The sequence below is a fragment of the Chelativorans sp. Marseille-P2723 genome (genome assembly GCF_902809845.1).
Lineage (GTDB): Bacteria > Pseudomonadota > Alphaproteobacteria > Rhizobiales > Rhizobiaceae > Chelativorans.
The window spans coordinates 1-16,976 of record NZ_CADDWI010000013.1; the positions used below are offsets into that span (position 1 = coordinate 1).

At 60.6% G+C, this 16,976-nt stretch carries 15 protein-coding genes and 1 pseudogene; 12 read left to right on the forward strand and 4 right to left on the reverse strand.

Going from position 1 to position 16,976, the window contains the following annotated elements:
- The 3 genes and pseudogenes from trbL to trbJ all read right to left on the reverse strand — a co-directional run.
- Positions 1 to 866 (reverse strand): P-type conjugative transfer protein TrbL (gene trbL, locus HUS57_RS11360; protein ID WP_173933815.1); only part of this gene is annotated, 866 nt, incomplete at its 3' end.
- A gap of 3 nt (positions 867 to 869) precedes the next feature.
- The gene (trbK-alt, locus tag HUS57_RS11365) at positions 870 to 1,157 is read right to left on the reverse strand and encodes a putative entry exclusion protein TrbK-alt (RefSeq protein ID WP_173933817.1); all 288 of its coding nucleotides are present in this window, start codon (positions 1,155 to 1,157) and stop codon (positions 870 to 872) included.
- Positions 1,158 to 1,174: 17 nt separating this feature from the next.
- Positions 1,175 to 1,681 (reverse strand): annotated as a pseudogene (gene trbJ, locus HUS57_RS11370) (P-type conjugative transfer protein TrbJ); the annotation flags it as partial.
- A 466-nt stretch (positions 1,682 to 2,147) separates the two neighbouring features.
- Between trbJ and HUS57_RS11375 the strand changes: the two are divergent.
- The 10 genes from HUS57_RS11375 to HUS57_RS11420 all read left to right on the forward strand — a co-directional run bounded on the left by HUS57_RS11375 (position 2,148) and on the right by HUS57_RS11420 (position 13,307).
- Positions 2,148 to 3,335 (forward strand): amidohydrolase, encoded by a 1,188-nt coding sequence (locus HUS57_RS11375; protein ID WP_173933819.1) that lies wholly within the window; start codon positions 2,148 to 2,150, stop codon positions 3,333 to 3,335.
- Between the two features lie 505 nt (positions 3,336 to 3,840).
- Positions 3,841 to 4,779: a dihydrodipicolinate synthase family protein gene (locus HUS57_RS11380; RefSeq protein WP_173933821.1), complete on the forward strand. Its 939-nt coding sequence runs from the start codon at positions 3,841 to 3,843 to the stop codon at positions 4,777 to 4,779.
- A 60-nt stretch (positions 4,780 to 4,839) separates the two neighbouring features.
- The gene (locus HUS57_RS11385) at positions 4,840 to 5,619 is read left to right on the forward strand and encodes an SDR family oxidoreductase (RefSeq protein ID WP_173933823.1); all 780 of its coding nucleotides are present in this window, start codon (positions 4,840 to 4,842) and stop codon (positions 5,617 to 5,619) included.
- 18 nt (positions 5,620 to 5,637) lie between these two features.
- A complete protein-coding gene (locus HUS57_RS11390) occupies positions 5,638 to 7,137 on the forward strand; it encodes a M81 family metallopeptidase (RefSeq protein ID WP_173933825.1) in 1,500 nt (499 codons plus the stop codon).
- 13 nt (positions 7,138 to 7,150) lie between these two features.
- Positions 7,151 to 8,686 (forward strand): ABC transporter substrate-binding protein, encoded by a 1,536-nt coding sequence (locus tag HUS57_RS11395; RefSeq protein ID WP_173933827.1) that lies wholly within the window; start codon positions 7,151 to 7,153, stop codon positions 8,684 to 8,686.
- A 70-nt stretch (positions 8,687 to 8,756) separates the two neighbouring features.
- A complete protein-coding gene (locus HUS57_RS11400; RefSeq protein ID WP_173933829.1) occupies positions 8,757 to 9,680 on the forward strand; it encodes an ABC transporter permease in 924 nt (307 codons plus the stop codon).
- The gene (locus tag HUS57_RS11405; RefSeq protein WP_173933831.1) at positions 9,677 to 10,579 is read left to right on the forward strand and encodes an ABC transporter permease; all 903 of its coding nucleotides are present in this window, start codon (positions 9,677 to 9,679) and stop codon (positions 10,577 to 10,579) included. The genes HUS57_RS11400 and HUS57_RS11405 overlap by 4 nt, the downstream gene beginning before the upstream one ends.
- Complete coding sequence (locus tag HUS57_RS11410) at positions 10,579 to 11,568, forward strand: ABC transporter ATP-binding protein (protein WP_173933833.1); 990 nt, start codon at positions 10,579 to 10,581, stop codon at positions 11,566 to 11,568. Before HUS57_RS11405 ends, HUS57_RS11410 begins: the two co-directional genes overlap by 1 nt.
- Positions 11,565 to 12,548 (forward strand): oligopeptide/dipeptide ABC transporter ATP-binding protein, encoded by a 984-nt coding sequence (locus HUS57_RS11415; RefSeq protein ID WP_173933835.1) that lies wholly within the window; start codon positions 11,565 to 11,567, stop codon positions 12,546 to 12,548. Before HUS57_RS11410 ends, HUS57_RS11415 begins: the two co-directional genes overlap by 4 nt.
- Before the next feature lie 30 nt (positions 12,549 to 12,578).
- Entirely contained in the window at positions 12,579 to 13,307 is a 729-nt protein-coding gene (locus HUS57_RS11420) for a sulfite exporter TauE/SafE family protein (protein ID WP_173935173.1), read from the forward strand.
- 27 nt (positions 13,308 to 13,334) lie between these two features.
- Here the strand turns inward: HUS57_RS11420 and HUS57_RS11425 are convergent, their stop codons facing one another.
- Positions 13,335 to 14,171 carry a LuxR C-terminal-related transcriptional regulator gene (locus tag HUS57_RS11425; RefSeq protein WP_173933837.1) on the reverse strand — a complete coding sequence of 279 codons (837 nt, stop codon included), beginning with the start codon at positions 14,169 to 14,171 and terminating at the stop codon, positions 13,335 to 13,337.
- A gap of 414 nt (positions 14,172 to 14,585) precedes the next feature.
- On the opposite strand from HUS57_RS11425, the gene HUS57_RS11430 reads away from it, so the two are divergent.
- A complete protein-coding gene (locus tag HUS57_RS11430; RefSeq protein WP_173933839.1) occupies positions 14,586 to 15,974 on the forward strand; it encodes an extracellular solute-binding protein in 1,389 nt (462 codons plus the stop codon).
- Between the two features lie 190 nt (positions 15,975 to 16,164).
- Positions 16,165 to 16,971, forward strand: coding sequence for a sugar ABC transporter permease (locus tag HUS57_RS11435; protein WP_173933841.1), 807 nt, complete (start codon positions 16,165 to 16,167; stop codon positions 16,969 to 16,971).
- Positions 16,972 to 16,976: the final 5 nt, after the last annotated feature.

A 16,976-nucleotide genomic window follows, 5' to 3' on the forward strand; every position in this document is an offset into this window, starting at 1 on the left:
CCACCCGCAAGCACCATGCCACCGGCGGCGAGCCCGGTGCCGACAGCCGAGCCGGCGCCGAGCTGCGGGCCGCCCGAGACAAGGCCCGAGGCGATACCGGGGCCGAAGATGCCGAGACCGAGAAGGGAGAGAGCGGCCAGCACGATCGCCATGGCATCGTCGATGGTAGGCGTCGCGCCGCCGAAACCGGCGGTGAACTGGGAAAACAGCGTCGAGCCGATGCCGATGATGACGGCGAGGACGAGCACCTTGATGCCGGAGGAGACGACGTTGCCGAGCACACGCTCGGCCATGAAGGCGGTCTTGCCGAACAGGCCGAAGGGAATGAGGACGAACCCGGCAAGCGTCGTCAGCTTGAACTCGATCAGCGTGACGAAGAGCTGGATCGCAAGGATGAAGAAGGCGAGCAGCACCAGCGCCCAGGCGAACAGCAGGCAGGCGATCTGGATGAAATTCTCGAAGAAGGAAACGAAGCCCATCAGATCCGAGATCGCGTCGAGCAGCGGTCGGCCTGCATCGAGGCCTGTCTGCGCGACGCGGCCGGGGCGCATCAGATCGGCCGCGGAAAAACCGGTTCCGGAGGCTTGCAGGCCGAGTCCCGCAAAGCTGTCGAAAACGATCTTAGCGAGATTGTTCCAGTTGCCGATCAGGTAGGCGAAGACACCTACGAAGAGTGTCTTCTTCACCAGCCGGGCGATGATGTCGTCGTCGGCACCCCAGCTCCAAAACAGAGCCGCGAGCGTCACATCGATGACGATCAGCGTAGTCGCGATGAAGGCGACTTCGCCGCCGAGCAACCCGAATCCGCTGTCGATATAGCTCGTGAAGACGCCGAGAAAATTGTCGATGACCCCCATCCCGCCCACGGCTCATCGCTCCCCTTCGACTGCCGGGGCGGCGGGCGCCGGAGAGCGGCCAAGGAAGCGGTCGCGGGACTCTGCCCATGCCGAAAGGCACTCGGCCTCGCTGGTGGCGGCTTCTCCGAGTCGCTGGCATCGCCGAAGCGTCAGGCGCAGAGGATCCACCTCGGGCTGGCGCTCCGGCGCGGACCTCACCCGCGCCGGTTCCTCCTCCCGGGTCATCTCGATCACGGTGGCGGTGATCGCTATGGCGATGAATATGATCGCCCCGTTCCGGGCCAGCACTTTCCCATCCATGGGACACCCTCCCGGGATCAGTTGCCGCCGTTGAACATCTGCGCGTTGCCCGGCTGGTAGCCCGAGCCAGGTGTCAGAAAGCGCTCGCGCTGGATGCGGCCCTGTTCGGCGGCCGTCGCCCGGTCGGCCTCGAGCATGGCTGTGGCGCGGCCATTGGCGGAGATCACCGCGATGAGGTCCGAAAGCTGCTGCGATTGCAGTGCGAGAAGCTGGTTGCCCGCCTGCGTGGCTTGCAGCGCACCGACCGCATTCTGGCTCTGATCGACCAGCGCAGACATCGCGCTGCGATTGCTGTCGATATTGCCGACCACGCCGGCCTGGACGCGCATGGCGTCCTGCAGCCCGCCGACGGTGTTTTCCCAGCGCGAACGGGCATCGGCGATCAGCTGCGCGTCGGTGGCCGAGATCGAGAGCTTGCCGTAGTCCTGCTGGAACCTCCGGTCGATCTGCTGGACGTCGAAGGCGATCTTCTTTCGGTGCATGCAGTTGCGGGCCAGGGCAAGCCATATCAAGCGACGGGTGCGGCCGCTCCCCGTTGAACTCGCTGACGAATCGATCGAAGCGATCCTGCTCCTAGCGCACCGGCCGCCGAGACCGCCCGGTGCGCGCCTCCCCTCCCTACTGCCGGTAGCGGCCCCAGATCTTGTAGTCAGTCTTGCGAAGAATCCCCAACGCCCGGCACATGTATTTGCGAGGCATTATCCGGCGTTGCTTGCCGTCAGGCGCTGAGGATGAATGGGCGCTGAACGCCAGAAGCGCATGCCAGGCATAGACGTCCGTCCGCGGATTTGAAACCGGGTGTCTGCGTCAATCCGGCATGAGTGGGATGAGTGTGACGGCTTCAACTATTGCGGAATGCTGCCTATTTGAGGCAAAGAGAACAAAATTTTCCGGCCCCCGCAGCCTCGGCCACCAGTGCCTTGCAGAAGAGGGCCATTAGCCGGACAATCCGGTGTCCCAGGTGTAGCCCGCTCTTTCAGGATCTATTCCATGTCATCCCGTTCCTTTCCGGTCGAGATCGAAACACATCTTTCTAAAATCCTCCCCTCTCTGGTCGAACTGCGCCGAGACCTGCACCGGCATCCCGAGATCGGCTTCAAGGAGGTACGCACAGCGGGGATCGTTGCGCAGCGACTGCGGAAGTTGGGCCTTGAAGTAACGGAAGGTGTGGGCGGAACCGGAGTGGTGGGCACACTGCGTGCCGGCACGGGTAACCGGGCCATAGGTTTTCGCGCTGACATGGACGCGCTCGCGATGAACGAGGCGACAGGACTGCAGCACGCCTCGCAGGTGCCGGGCATGATGCATGCCTGCGGCCATGATGGCCACACGACTATGCTGCTGGGGGCAGCGGAAGTGCTGGCGAAGAACCCGGTTTTTTCCGGAACGATCCACTTCATCTTCCAGCCCGCCGAGGAAGGTCTCGGCGGCGCTCCGGCGATGATACGCGACGGGCTGTTCGAGCGTTTCCCCGTCGATGCCGTCTATGGGCTGCACAACAAGCCGAACTTGCCGGAAAACACGTTCCACGTCACGATCGGCGCCATGCTGGCGGCGGCCGATACCTTTACGGTTACTTTCGGAGGTCAGGGCGGGCATGGCGGTTCGGGCGCTCACCTGTCGGTGGACCCGACGATGGCGGCAGCACAGTTCGTCACGAATCTGCAGGCGATCATTGGCCGCAACATCTCGCCCTTCGACCAGGGGGTCATCAGCGTCGGTCATATCGGCGGCGGCAACTATGATGCCCCCAATGTCATCCCCTCGCGCGTGGTGGTGCGCGGAACGGTGCGCAGCTTCGCGCCCGAGACCCGCGATCTGCTGGAGCGACGGCTCAAGGAGGTTGCCCAGGCAGCGGCCAATGCCTTCAACACCACGCTGGAAGTCAACTACGAGCGGCTTTTTCCGTCCTTGCACAATCCCGAGGACACCACCTCCAGGATCGTGTCGGCTCTACGCAAGCGCTTCGGCGATGAGCAGGTGGACGACAAGATGGTGCCGGTGGGTGGGGCAGAGGATTTTGCCTACATGCTGGAACAATCTACCGGCTGCTTCTTCTTCATCGGTGCTGGAAAAGGCCCCGCGCTTCATTCCGACCGCTACGACTTCAATGACAATCTGATCGCCGACGGCGTAAGATATTGGATAACGATCGCGCAGGAGGAACTGCCATCGTGAACCAACGCCAGCTCATGGCGTTCCAGGCAACGATGGTGCTCGGCTCGTAACCGGCTGCTAAGAGCATCTCACAGCCTGCCGTGAGTCGCCTTATTCCCGACCTGGAGTTCACGCTGGAATTTGCTACCGCTGCGTGTGCGTGATGGAGCCGCAACATCCAAAGGCGGATGCAGAGAGCTAAGCCACCGAGAATTGCAGGACGAACCGCTGCCTTCTTGGTGCGGCACACGGCTCGATGAGCTGTACCCGCCAACGCGTTTGCGGATTACGATTCGATATCCGCGTCATGAAGCCGCGCGACCTGCCAATTTTTACTGGCGGCCGACGCTCTGTTCAACGAAATAGAAAACGGTATAAGCACGGCGCTGAAGCAAGCAGCCGAAGTTCATAATTTTCCGAATGACTCTTTCCGGATTTTGATACTTGCCGTAAAGGTCCGGGATCTTCAAAGTCATTCGCAAAAAGCTTACAGAGACCGTACAGGCTGCCATAGCAGGAGAATGTCATGGCCCACAAGAAACCCGAAGGATCTTTCGTCGCGCTCGTCACCCCCATGAACGAGGACGGCAGCATCGACTACGAAGGTTTCCGCACGCTCCTGAACTGGCATCACGACCATGGCACTTCAGCGGTGCTGATCATGGGCTCAACGGGCGAAGTCTCGATGCTGTCGGCGGAAGAGCGGCGCGAGATTGTCGAGAAGACGGTTAAGATGCGCCCGGGCGACATGCAGATGTTTTACGGATGCACAGGCAACAACACCGAAACGACTATCGGCTATGTCCGTCATGCCAAGGCGGCGGGGGCGGACGGGGCAATCGTCGCGGCTCCGGCCTATATCGGCGCAGATAATGAAGCGATCACCGACTTCATGTTCGAGGTGTTGGACAGTGCCGACCTGGCGATGGGTTTCTACAACAATCCGCCGCGTGTGAAGACGGACCTGCACTGGACCGACCTGCTCAAGCTTGCCCGCCACGACAATATGGTGGTGCTGAAGGAATCCACCACGCGCGTCGGTCAAGTGGCGCAGATATGCGCGGCCAAGCCGGACATGTCGATCATGTGCTGCTGCTCGCCCAATCTGGGGCTCGTCGTGCCGACCATGGCGCTTGGCGGTCATGGCACCGCGAACATGACCGGGAACATCATTCCCGAAGAAATGGTCACCATTTCGACGCCCTGGCGCAAGGAAGGAGCGGCGGATGCTTTTCGCGAGGCATATCTACGCAACCTGCCGATCCTGCATTTCGTCTATTCGGCAATCAATCCGGTGGCAACCAAGACGATCATGCGCGCGCTCGGCCTGCCTTCGGGACCGCTGCGCAAGCCTTTGAAGCCGCTTGCGCCGACAGCGCTCGAAGCCGGGCTCAACGCCTATCGCGAGTTGGAACTTGACCGCAAATACGGCCTGAACATCCGGCCGGCGCTGGCCGCTGAGTGAGAATGAAAAATATGGGGTACCGCCCCGATGAAGGGCCGGCGCACCTTTAAGGGGCAAGCAATGGATCTTGGTATACGCGGACGCAAGGCGCTGTTGAGCGGCGCGAGCAAGGGCATGGGCAAGGCCTGCGCCCTGGCGGTTGCACGCGCTGGCGTCGATGTGACGCTGGTTGCGCGCAACGAGGCAGCGCTTCTCGCCACAGCCGAGGAAATCAGGAAGGAAACCGGGGTGGAGGTAACCACCGTCGTGGCTGACATCACGACGGAAGAAGGCCGTGCCGCAGCGATAGCAGCCTGTCCGGAACCGGACATCCTGCTCAACAATGCAGGAGGCATGCCGCCGGGCGACTTTCGCGACTGGACGCGGGATGACTGGATCAAAGCCATCGATCTGATGATGCTGCCGCCGATCTTCATGATGAAGGCAACGGTGGACGGCATGATGGAGCGGGGTTTCGGGCGCATTGTCAACATCGCCTCGCGCAGCGTGAAAATCGCACATGCCGAGCTTGGGCTTTCCAACGGCGCACGTTCCGGGCTGGTGGGCTTCACCGGCGGGCTGGCGCGGCAGACGGTCGGGCGGAACGTCACGATCAACAACCTGCTGCCCGGCATCTTCGATAGTGACGGCCAGCGTGAGCACGTCGCCAAGCTGAGCGAGGCCACCGGCCGGCCTTACGATGAAATCTGGGCAGAGCGGGCAAGAAAGAACCCGGCAGGCCGCTACGGAGATCCATCGGAGATCGGCTCCTATTTCGCATTCCTTGTCAGCGAGCATGCCGGGTTCATCACCGGGCAGAACCTTCTGATTGACGGTGGCGAATATCCGGGCACCTTTTAAGGCGCGGCAGGGGCAGGCATGAAGATAGCCATCGCCGGTTTCCAGCACGAGACGAACAGCTTTGCAGGCACCCTTGCCAGGCGGGCTGATTTCGACCGGCCGGGTGGCTGGCCGCCTTTCTGCGTGGGCGAGGAGATGATGGCCATCATCTCCAGGGCTGGTACACCGGCATCCGGAGCCATTGCTGCCGCCACCGAAGCGTCCGTTCAGCTCCTGCCCTTGCTCTGGTGCATCGGACTGCCCTCCGGCCCGGTCGAAGATGACGCTTTCGAGGATATTGCTGGCGATATCTGCGAATATTTCCGAGAGGCGCTCGCCGATGGCGCCGAAGCGCTTTATCTCGACCTGCATGGCGCGATGGCAACGCCGTCCTGGCCGGATGCGGAAGGGGAATTGCTGGCGCGCTTGCGACGCATTGCCCCCGCCCCCTTCCCCATAGCCGCCTCGTTCGACCTGCACGGCAATATTTCAGAAGCCATGGTGCGCGACTGCACCCTGCTTGATTGCTACCGCACCTATCCGCATACGGATCTGAAGGAAACGGGCGCGCGGGTGATGAAGCGGCTCATCCAAGTGCTGAAGGGAGCTCCTCCGCCCGTTCTGGGCTACAGGCCGGTGCCATATCTGGCCTCCATCAACGACCAGTGCACGCTCGTGGAGCCGACCCGCTCGCTGCTTGCATTTGGACGCAGGCTCGAGGACGCCGATGGCGTCGACTGCGTGAGCCAGTTCTTCGGCTTTCCGCTGGCGGATATTCCCGATTCTGGCCCTTCGATCATCGTACAGGGCAGTGACGCGGCCGCGGTGGAGTGTGCAGCAGACGCAATGCTGGCAGAATGGATCAAGGCCGAGCCACAATTCGCCACCAGTCTGTTTCCTGCCGATGAAGCGGTGGCGGAAGCCATGCAGCTTGCCGCTGACGAGAATGGCTCCGGCCCAGTTGTGATCGCAGATACCCAGGACAATCCAGGCGGCGGAGGGACTGGCGACACGACTGGCATGCTGCACGCCTTACTGAAGGGCAGGGCCAAGGGCGCCGTCCTGGTTCATATTGCCGATGCGGCTGCATGCAAGGCAGCACACAAGGCAGGTGAAGGCAACCGGATCGACATTGCGATCGGCGCCTCGCTTTCAGCACATTACGGCGCGCCGGTGGAAGGACCCTGGAAGGTCCTGCGTCTGGGGTCCGGCAGCTTTACCGGCATCGGCCCCATGTATCGTGACAACCCGATTGCGCTCGGACCGGTCGCCCTTCTGGAGCGCGAGGGTGTGATGGTGATCGTTGCTCCGCGCAAGATGCAAGCGTCCGAACCCGGACTCCTGTTGCATCTGGGATTGGTTCCTGAAAAATTGCCAGTTCTGGTAGTAAAAAGCTCCGTACATTTTCGCGGTGCGTACCAGACGATGGCCCGCGCCATCATTCCTGCGCTTGCGCCGGGGGCGGTTGAGGCGGATTTGTCGCGACTTCCCTACCGCCACGCTTTGCGCAAGCCGGCGCGTTCGGTTCACCAGCCTTGAAGAGGTCAGTTGCATGATGGAAATACGAAAGTTCTCCCGCATACTCGGCCTGTGCGCCGCCCTAGGGGCAAGCACGGCCATGGCCGTTCCGGCCTATGCCGGCCCGGAAGATCAATCCATCACCCTTGGTATGGGCGAAGATTTCCCGACGCTGGACGGCTATATCAACACCGCCCGCGACGGCGTGGTGATCACCATGCATATCTACGACATGCTGATTTACCGCAACCCGAAGACCTTTGAATACGAACCGCTGCTGGCGACCTCTTGGGAGCGGATTGACGACAGAACCATCGAGTTCAAGCTGCGCGAAGGCGTTACTTTCCATGACGGATCACCGCTCACGGCGGAAGACGTCGCCTTCACTTACAATTACTGGGCTGACCCGGCCAATGGCGCACGTTCACAGGGCTCCGTGTCTTGGATCGAACGTGCCGAAGTGGTCGATGATTACACCGTGCGCGTCATCGCCAAGGGCGCCGCGCCCGCCGCGCTCGAATTCGTCGCCGGCTCGCTGCCGATCTATCCTTCGGATTACTTCCAGTCTGTCGGCCCGGAAGAATTCGGTCAAAAGCCAATCGGCGCGGGCCCCTATAAGGTCGAATCCTTCGGTGACGGCCTCGTCAAGCTTGTCGCCTATGAGGGCTATTATGAGGGCGGCGCCAAGCGCACGCCTTCGATCAAGACCATCAACTGGCGGATCATCCCCGACACCGCGACCCGTATCGCCGAAGTCATTAGCGGCGGCGTCGACTGGGTCTGGAACATTCCGTCCGACCAGGTCGAGCAGCTTCAGGCGGTTCCGACCCTGGATGTGGCTCTGGCTTCCACCCTGCGCATCGCGATGGTCGCGCTCGATGCCGCCGGACGCACGGGCGCCGACAACCCGCTTACGGATGTACGCGTCCGTCAGGCCGTCAACCACGCCATTGACCGTGAAACCATCGTCGCCAATCTGGTGGGGGGCGATGGCGAAATCCTCAATGCGCCTTGCCATCCGGTGCAGTTCGGCTGCGATCAATCGGCGGCGGTGATCTACGAATATAACCCCGAGAAGGCCAAGGAGCTTCTGGCTGAAGCGGGCTATGCGGACGGCTTCTCACTGAAGCTCGGCAGCTATCGTGACCGTTCCCGTGCCGAAGCCGTGCAGTCCTATCTGGCTGCGATCGGCATTAACGCCGAGCTGGAAATGCTCCAGGCCAGCGCATCCTTCTCAAGCTGGCGCGAAGGCAAGGTCGGTGCATGGTATGGCGACTGGGGCTCCTTCTCGCTCGCCGATAGTTCCGCCTCGCTTGGAACCATGTTCGACGGTTCGAGCAATGACGGCGCGCGCGACGAAACCGTGATCCAGCTTATCAAGGAAGCAGGCTCTGTCATGGATCCGGAAGAGCGCAAGGCCAAGTATGCCGAAGCCATCAGGATCATCACAGAAAAGGCGTATTGGGTGCCGATGCACACCATCGTGATGGGCTATGCCTATACCAATGCGCTCGACTTCGAACCCACCCTTGACGAACTTCCGCGTTTCTACGACGCAAGCTGGAAGTAGAACTAACCTAGTTCGGGCGGCCTCCGGTTACATCCGGCGGCCGCCCGTACCATGAAGAAACGACACACGAATGCTGAGCTTTCTGTTGAAGCGGGCCACCATGGCGGTGGTGGTCATGGTGAACGTTTCGATCATCTGCTTTGTGCTGAGCAACGTTGCCTATGATCCAGCCATCGGCATCGCCGGCGCGCAGGCCACGGACGAGGACCTGGCGCTGATCCGCCAGACATACGGCCTCGACCGGCCTTTGCTGGTGCGTTATGGCGAGTATATCGGCAACATCGCCCAAGGCGATTTCGGTGTGTCATACCTGACGAAGCGCCCGGTTCTGGACATGATCGTGGAACGGCTGCCAGTCACTGCATTGCTTGCCATTCTATCGATGGCGCTCGCGCTGGCAATCGCCCTGCCGCTTGGAAGCGCCGCAGCCCTGTGGCCGGACACCATCATCGACAGACTGGCCCAACTGCTTGCCGTCGCGGGCCAGGCCATTCCGAACTTCTGGGCGGGACTACTCCTGATCGTCCTGTTTGGCGTACAGTTGCGATGGCTTCCCATCTCCGGCTCGGAAAGTGTTGCGCATTTCGTCCTGCCTTCCATAACGCTCGGCACCTTCGCCATGCCGCCGCTCATACGCCTGATCCGCGCCGGAATGATCGAGGTCCTGGCTTCCGATTACATACGCACGGCGAAGGCCATGGGTATCCGGCCGTTCCAGATCACCTTCAAATATGCTCTGAAGAACGCGGTTCTGCCCGTTGTCTCGCTTTCGGCTGTGCAACTGGGCTTCATGCTGGGCGGGTCCATCGTCGTTGAATCGATCTTTGCGCTCAACGGGGTCGGCTATCTTGCCTGGCAATCCATGTCGCGTTCCGACATGCCGGTGATTCAGGCGATCGTGTTACTGATTTCGCTAATCTATATCGTGCTGACACTGCTGGCGGATCTTCTCAACGCGTATATGGATCCTAGGCTGCGGAGCGCCCGCAAATGACGATACCGGCTCTCACCACTCCTTCACTGCCTGAGGAAGAGACGCTGACCGTCCGCCTTGGCTTCTGGCGCAAGGCGATTGCCCACCGCACCTTCCTTTTCTCAGGCGCAATCCTGCTGGCGATAACGCTGGTCGCGATCTTCGCGCCGATGCTCGCACCGTACGATCCGTATGCGCAGAACATCGCCATGCGGCTGAAGCCACCCTTCTGGCACGACGCCAACGTGGCCGAACACCTGCTGGGCACCGACCAGCTTGGGCGCGACTATCTCAGCCGGCTCATCTACGGCGCGCGAATCTCGATGACGATCGCCATCGGCGCCACGTTGATGTCAGCGATCATCGGCATCACGCTCGGTCTTGTGGCAGGCTATTTTGGCGGCTGGATCGACACTGCGATCTCGACAATCATCACCACACGTCTGTCGATGCCGATCATTCTGATCGCGCTCGCGGTCGTCGCGCTCATCGGACCGTCGCTGCAGGTCGTCATCGTGGTTTTGGGGCTTCTCCTGTGGGACCAGTTCGCGGTCGTGACGCGCGTCGCAACGCAGCAGGTGGCCGCGCGTGACTATGTGACGGCCGCGCGCGTGCTCGGCAGCTCGCTTGCGCATATCCTGTTTCGCGAAATTCTTCCCAATATCCGCGCACCGCTGATGGTGGTCGCAACGGTCGAGATGGCTCATGCGGTGCTGCTGGAAGCTGCCCTTTCCTTTCTCGGCCTTGGTGTCCAAGCGCCCCTGCCCTCCTGGGGATTGATGCTGTCCGAGGCCAAGACATCCATGTTCTTCAGCCCTTGGCTGATCGTACTGCCCGGCGCGTGTCTGTTCATCCTTGCGCTTGCGATCAACCTAGTGGGAGATGCCTTGCGGGACCTCACCGCAGGAGGACGGGGCTGATGCTGCTGCAAGTACGCGATCTCAAGGTGACCCTACAGGATCAGGGCCAGCGCCTGCGTGCGGTGCGCGGCGTCGATCTCGACCTTGCTGCCGGGGAAACGCTTTGCGTGGTTGGCGAATCGGGCTGCGGCAAATCGATGACGGCTCTGGCGCTGATGCAGCTTCTGCCGCGGGGGGCCGAACTGTCCTCATCGAAGCTGCAATTTGACGGAATCGAGCTTTCGAAGCTATCGAGACACAAGCTTTCGGCGCTGCGCGGGCGGCGAATCTCGATGATCTTTCAGGAGCCCATGACGGCGCTGAACCCTGTATTCACTATTGGGGATCAGCTTCGTGCCGTCTACCGCCGCCATACCGGCGTCAGTTCGGCCGAAGCGCAGGCGCGCGCGATCGAGGTGCTTGAGAGCGTCGGCCTAACCAACGCCGAACTGCGCATGAAACAGTTTCCGCATCAGCTTTCCGGAGGCCTGCGTCAGCGTGTGCTGATTGCCATGGCCCTGATGTGCGAACCGGAGATGATAATCTGCGACGAGCCGACGACCGCGTTGGACGCGACAACCCAGGCGCAGATCCTGCGCATTCTGAAGGAGGCGCAAAGCGCCCGGAAGATGGGCATGCTCTTCATCACGCACGATCTGGGCGTGGTGGCGCGGATCGCAGACCGGGTTGCGGTCATGTATGCTGGGCGTATCGTCGAACACGGATCCCGCGCCGCTGTTCTGCGCAGCCCCGCACATCCCTATACGAAGGGGCTGATCGCGTCGGTGCCACGGCCGCAGGATGGCGGGACCGGCTCCAAGCGCCTTGCCAGCATTCCCGGCAATGTGCCAGCCTTCCATCATGAGGACCCGCGCTGCCCGTTCCTGTCGCGCTGTCCGAAGCGCATGAGCATCTGCACCAGGGAAGCGCCGCCCGTGCGGCAGACGGAAGCTGGACAGCAGGTTGCCTGTCACCTCCCTCTCGATGCACAGGAGGCGCTGACGGCATGAGCAAGCCTCTTCTCGAAGCACGCAGTCTCAGCCACATCTACCAGCTACGCCGGGGTCTGCTTGGAAAAACGATCCCCCTGAGGGCGCTGAACGAAGTTTCGCTCAACATAGGCGATGGCGAAATCCTTGGCGTGGTCGGCGAATCCGGCTGCGGAAAGAGCACCCTTGCCAAAATCCTCTTGGGTCTTGAGAAGCCTACTGAGGGCGAAGTACTGCTGAATGGACGTCCTTTATCGGACTATCCGCGGCACGAGCGCGCAATGGCGGTTCAGCCGGTCTTTCAGGACCCTTACGGTTCGCTCAACCCGTCCATGTCTGTCGAGGACCTGATCGCTCTGCCGCTGCACATCCACAAGATCGGTACACGGCCGGAACGGAGGCAGAAAGCAGCGAAAATGGCGGACCAGGTGGGGCTACCGCGCCGCACCCTGTCCGCCAATCCGAGCCAGCTTTCCGGCGGGCAGCGCCAGCGCGTCGCCATCGCAAGGGCGCTGGTGGCTGGTCCGAAGCTGGTAATCTGCGACGAGCCGACATCTGCGCTCGACGTGTCGGTGCAGGCACAGATTCTGAACCTACTGCTTGACCTGCGGGCAGAGCATGACGTCGCCATGCTGTTCATCTCGCACGATCTGTCGGTGATCCAGCACATGGCGGACAGAATGATGGTGATGTATCTCGGCCGGGTCGTGGAAGAAGGCGGGACGCAGAGCATCTTTGCCAATCCCGATCACCCCTATACGCTTGTGCTGCGGAATGCGATGTTTACCCCGAGCGACGAAAGCGGGGTTCCGGACCTTGGCTTGCGCGGCAATTTTCCCAATCCGATGGATATTCCTTCAGGCTGCGTGTTCCACCCGCGCTGCCCCATGGCGCGCCCTGAATGCGCCAGAACAAGCCCCGCATTGGAACGGCGTGGCAATGACGACCGCCGCAGCGCTTGCCTCTTTCCGCTGACGGCACCTGAAAACGTTCCTGCGTGATCAGGCCAAGCGGGCGGCGGCGCGATGAGCATGATCGATACCCTCTGGTCATGGCCAGGTCTTGCGGCGGCAATCGCCCTTGTGCTGGCGGGGGCCATTCAAGGCTCAACCGGCTTTGGCTTCAACATGCTGGCCGCGCCGCTGCTTGCAATTTTGGACCCGGCCTTTGTGCCCGGGCCGATGATCACCGTTGCAACGCTGGTGTGCATCGGTGGGATGATGAGCGAGCTTCACGCGCTCAACCGGCAGGATCTTGCCTATGCGCTGAGCGGGCGGGTGGTCTCCGCTACGGTGGCGGCGCTGATTGTCGGCCTGATGAGCCCGGAAGCATTTTCGGCCCTATTCGGCTTTGCGGTTCTGTTGAGCGTGGGATTGAGCCTAAGTGGCTTGCGCATTCCGGCCCGCCCTTCCACGCTGCTTGCAGCCGGCACGATCTCTGGCTTCATGGGCACGCTCACTTCCATTGGAGCGCCGCCCATGGCAATGGTCTATCAGGACACGGGAGGTGCGCGCATGCGTGCTACCCTCAACGCGTTCTTCGTCTTCGGCGGGCTCATATCGATATTGGCTTTATGGCTGGCCGGCCGTTTTGGAACGCATGATTTATGGCTTGCCATGCTGATGACGCCCTTCGCCTTCGCCGGCCTGCTCATGTCGGCATGGGGCCGGAAGTTCGTGGATCGGGGTGGGGTCAAGGCGGTCGTGCTGACCGTCTCCTCCATTTCGGGACTGGTGCTTATCCTGCGCGCATTTGGCTGACAAAGGCGGCTCTGGAGCGTCTCTGCGTCAGGGCAGTGAAACGGCGACGGCAGGCGTTTTCATAAAGATCGCGAACAACTCGCGCTGCGAGGAAATGCGCATCTTTGCATAGATGTTTTTTCGATGGATACGCACCGTGCCTGCCGCAATCCCGAGGATGTTTGCAATCGATTCGGAAGAATGCCCCTCTAGCACCAAACCGACGACTTCCATCTCGCGGGGTGTTAGCGCAGGTATACCTCTTGATTTCAGAGCCTCCTGCACCGTCCTTTCCAGCACCGCTTTTTCGTTCTGCTCGGAGCCAGGCCCCTTCAGGCGTTCATCGGTCCGCCAGTGCAGCTCGGCGAACTTGCGTAACAGCGGCTCGACACAACGCAAAATTCGCAGGTCATGTGCCTTGAAACCGGGCTGGCTCGGCGAACGCATCAGTGAAGTGACAATCGTCCAGTTTGCATTGCCGGGAATGAAGAAGGCGATCTCGTCAACCGGCCCTGTCTGCACGTAATAGGAGCGATAGTACTCGCTTTTGTAGAACTGGTCTGGCGCCAGATCGGCGAGGCGGTACAGGCCGGATCGCGTTCCGTTGGCGGCCGCCTTGTAGAACGGGTCGAGCAGGTAAGGTCCTACCTCATAATCCTTGACATGAATGTGAAACCGCTGTGGCTGGAATGTGTGGTGAAGGCAAACGGGAATATCCGGGCCATTGTAGGCGAATGTGACCGTGTAGTCGAAATGTGCAAGCGAATGCACTGCATCGGCGAACGCCTGCGGGAAGGACGGATCACCTGCCACCGCCAGCAGATTGCTGAGCGAGGTATACCACTCCGGCGTGGATAGGAACTTCTTGGCGCTGGCCGTCCGCATTATCTCACCCCCCCAGGATTACCCCAAAAGGAATATGCCTACTAGCCTATTCCCTGCAGGAAATATCCCTTGAACATGGCGATAATATAAGATTTCCTTCATATCAGAAATATGCCTGCATAAGGAGGAGGAAGGGAAAAGGCTGCCTGAAACGGCATATTTCCCGCAGCAGGATCCTGGAGGAGGAGAAGATGAACTTTCATCGCGCTGCCGGCTTCGGCAGCACTGGTACGCATCGCCTGCACGGCTACGCCGTTGCGTTCAGGGCCCGGCACCTGCCTGTTATCCATACGCATCAGTACCTGTAATTGCCTGACCAGTTTCCGGCATCCGGAACCGGCCTGCCGATGACAGCCTGAGCTTTCGCTTTCATTGGCTAGCGTGGTTCAGAGAAAACCACACAAGGGGAGTGCTATGCCTAGATCCAACGGGAATTTCCGCGCGCTTTCAATGACAGCCGCCTTTGCCACCGCGGCGCTACTCATCCAGACCGCAGCCGGGAACGCGTGGTCTCTTGAGGAGGCGGCTGCACCCTACAAGGGGGTGACGATCCGCACGATCGGCGAAGCGCTCCCTCCCCTGGAGGCCATGAGCGCGCTTGCGCCCGAGTTCGAGGAGCGAACAGGCATCAAGGTCGAGATCGAGATGTACGAGCATTCCGAAGCCGTAAGCAAGGTAATGCTCGACCTGAACTCCCGGCGCGGCCGCTACGATTTCATCATCCAGCCGCATCGCGAACTTGGAAAATTCGTAACCAACGGCAACGTCCAGCCGGTCGACGCTTTCCTGGAAAGCCCGGAACTGCGTGATCCGGAGTTCAAGCCCGAAGAGCAGCTCTACCAGGGACTTTGGAAAGAGATCTCCTGGTATGACCAAAAGGCATTCGGTTTTCCCTTTACCGCGCTCAGCATGTATATGTGGTATCGTTCAGATCTGCTGACGGACGAGAAGGAGAAGGAAGGCTTTAAGGCCAAGTATGGCTACGAGCTGGCGCCGGCGAAGAACTGGGATGAGTATCGCGACATCGCCGAATGGTTTACGCGAGCGGAAGAGGGGCTGTACGGGACCGCTCTGCAGGGCAAGCGGCACGAAGCGCTTTGGTACGAATGGCTCAACTTCCTCTATTCCTTCGGCGGCGACATGCTGGAGGCCAACTCGGGCTCGGAATGCGGACCGGTAATTGTCAACAGCCCCCAGGCGATCGCGGCCACGGAATATTACAAGAGCCTTAAGGAATTTTCCCCGCCCGACACGCTGAACTACTTCTGGGATGATGTCATGGCGTTGATGCAGCAGGGCACCGTCACCCAGCTCATCATGTGGAACGACGCTACCTATGCCGTCGCCGTGGACGAATCCGTTTCGACGGTGGTGGGCAAGATGGGATTTGACATGGTCCCCGAAGGCGAAGGTGGCAGGGTGGCCCAGGCAGAGGGCTGGACCTACCTCATTCCCACCGCATCCAAGAACAAGGAGGCAGCCTATCTCTTCATTCAGTGGATGATGGATTACGATCAGCAGCTTCGCCAGCATCTGAACGGCGGCGCGACCGCACGGCCTGACGTTTATGCTTCGCCCGAGGTGCAAGAACTGCCTTATGCAAAAGCCTCGATGGCTGCGAACGAAGTGGCAAAGCCAAAGCCGACGCTGCCGCAATCGGCCCAGATGACGGATATTCTGGTGCGTGAGCTTTCCTCATTCCTGGCTGACGAGAAAACCGCCAAGGAAGCCCTCCACCGTTCGGCACAGGAAATTTCCGCGCTTCTGGGCTCCTGCGCACCAATGAAATATCCGGTGGAATGACAAAGTGTCGTCTCAGCGCATAAGCAGAATTGCTCCCCGTGAGAGTGCAACCCTTCACCGGGAGCATGTTCCGGACAAGCCATTGCAAAGGCCACGTGGGCGTTTTCTCCTGGATCGGGGGGCGTCTCTTCCCCTGATCCTACCGGCAACCATTCTCGTCCTTATATTCCTGGTTGGACCGTTCGGATACATGACCTACACGGCCATGACCGACCTCAGTTACGCCAATCCAGACCAGAATGGCGCCTTTGTCGGTCTCGACAATTTCCGACACCTCGTCCGCAATGACCCGATCTTCTGGCATTCGTTCTGGCTGACGATCCGTTTCGTGCTTGTGGCGGTCGGCCTTGAATTCGTGTTCGGCTTTGCCATCGCCTGGCTTATCTGGCGCTTCGTTGAGCGCCAGCGGCTGCTGACGACGCTGTTTCTGGTGCCGATGATGCTCGCGCCCGTGGCCGTTGGCCTGATCTGGCGGCTTCTGCTACAGGGCGATTTTGGCATGGTCACCCATTACCTTCACAAAGTTGGCCTGCTTTCCCAGTCTTCCGCGGTCTTCTCATCGCCTTCACTGGTGATGCCTACCATCATCGCCATCGATGTTTGGCAATGGACGCCCTTTGTCACCCTGATCATCCTCGCTGGCCTGATGAGCCTGCCGAAGCCGCCCTTCGAGGCAGCCACGATGGACGGCGCAGGACCGTGGCGGCAGTTCGTGGATATCCTGCTGCCCCTGCTAAGACCCATTATCGCGCTGGTGCTCCTGTTGAGGGCTATCGATGCATTCAAAGAATTCGACAAGGTATTCATCCTAACCGGAGGCGGGCCGGGCACGATCTCCGAACTGCTGTCGATCTACGCCTACCGGGTCAACTTCAAGAACTGGGACCTTGGATACGGCGCTGCGGTCGCCTTCATGGTCTACCTCGTCGTCCTGATCATGTGCTCTGTCTTCTACAAGGCCGTATACTGGAAATCTGCTGGGGCAGCAGGGCGATGAGCGAA

Excerpts from the sequence above, each read along its gene's own strand:
- trbK-alt (WP_173933817.1), bottom strand. The coding sequence starts at position 1,157 with ATGGATGGGAAAGTGCTGGCCCGGAACGGGGCGATCATATTCATCGCC.
- HUS57_RS11425 (WP_173933837.1), bottom strand. The coding sequence starts at position 14,171 with ATGCGGACGGCCAGCGCCAAGAAGTTCCTATCCACGCCGGAGTGGTAT.
- HUS57_RS11380 (WP_173933821.1), top strand. The coding sequence starts at position 3,841 with ATGGCCCACAAGAAACCCGAAGGATCTTTCGTCGCGCTCGTCACCCCC.
- HUS57_RS11420 (WP_173935173.1), top strand. The coding sequence starts at position 12,579 with ATGATCGATACCCTCTGGTCATGGCCAGGTCTTGCGGCGGCAATCGCC.
- HUS57_RS11430 (WP_173933839.1), top strand. The coding sequence starts at position 14,586 with ATGCCTAGATCCAACGGGAATTTCCGCGCGCTTTCAATGACAGCCGCC.
- HUS57_RS11375 (WP_173933819.1), top strand. The coding sequence starts at position 2,148 with ATGTCATCCCGTTCCTTTCCGGTCGAGATCGAAACACATCTTTCTAAA.
- HUS57_RS11390 (WP_173933825.1), top strand. The coding sequence starts at position 5,638 with ATGAAGATAGCCATCGCCGGTTTCCAGCACGAGACGAACAGCTTTGCA.
- HUS57_RS11400 (WP_173933829.1), top strand. The coding sequence starts at position 8,757 with ATGCTGAGCTTTCTGTTGAAGCGGGCCACCATGGCGGTGGTGGTCATG.
- HUS57_RS11410 (WP_173933833.1), top strand. The coding sequence starts at position 10,579 with ATGCTGCTGCAAGTACGCGATCTCAAGGTGACCCTACAGGATCAGGGC.
- HUS57_RS11395 (WP_173933827.1), top strand. The coding sequence starts at position 7,151 with ATGATGGAAATACGAAAGTTCTCCCGCATACTCGGCCTGTGCGCCGCC.
- HUS57_RS11435 (WP_173933841.1), top strand. The coding sequence starts at position 16,165 with ATGACCTACACGGCCATGACCGACCTCAGTTACGCCAATCCAGACCAG.
- HUS57_RS11385 (WP_173933823.1), top strand. The coding sequence starts at position 4,840 with ATGGATCTTGGTATACGCGGACGCAAGGCGCTGTTGAGCGGCGCGAGC.
- HUS57_RS11415 (WP_173933835.1), top strand. The coding sequence starts at position 11,565 with ATGAGCAAGCCTCTTCTCGAAGCACGCAGTCTCAGCCACATCTACCAG.
- HUS57_RS11405 (WP_173933831.1), top strand. The coding sequence starts at position 9,677 with ATGACGATACCGGCTCTCACCACTCCTTCACTGCCTGAGGAAGAGACG.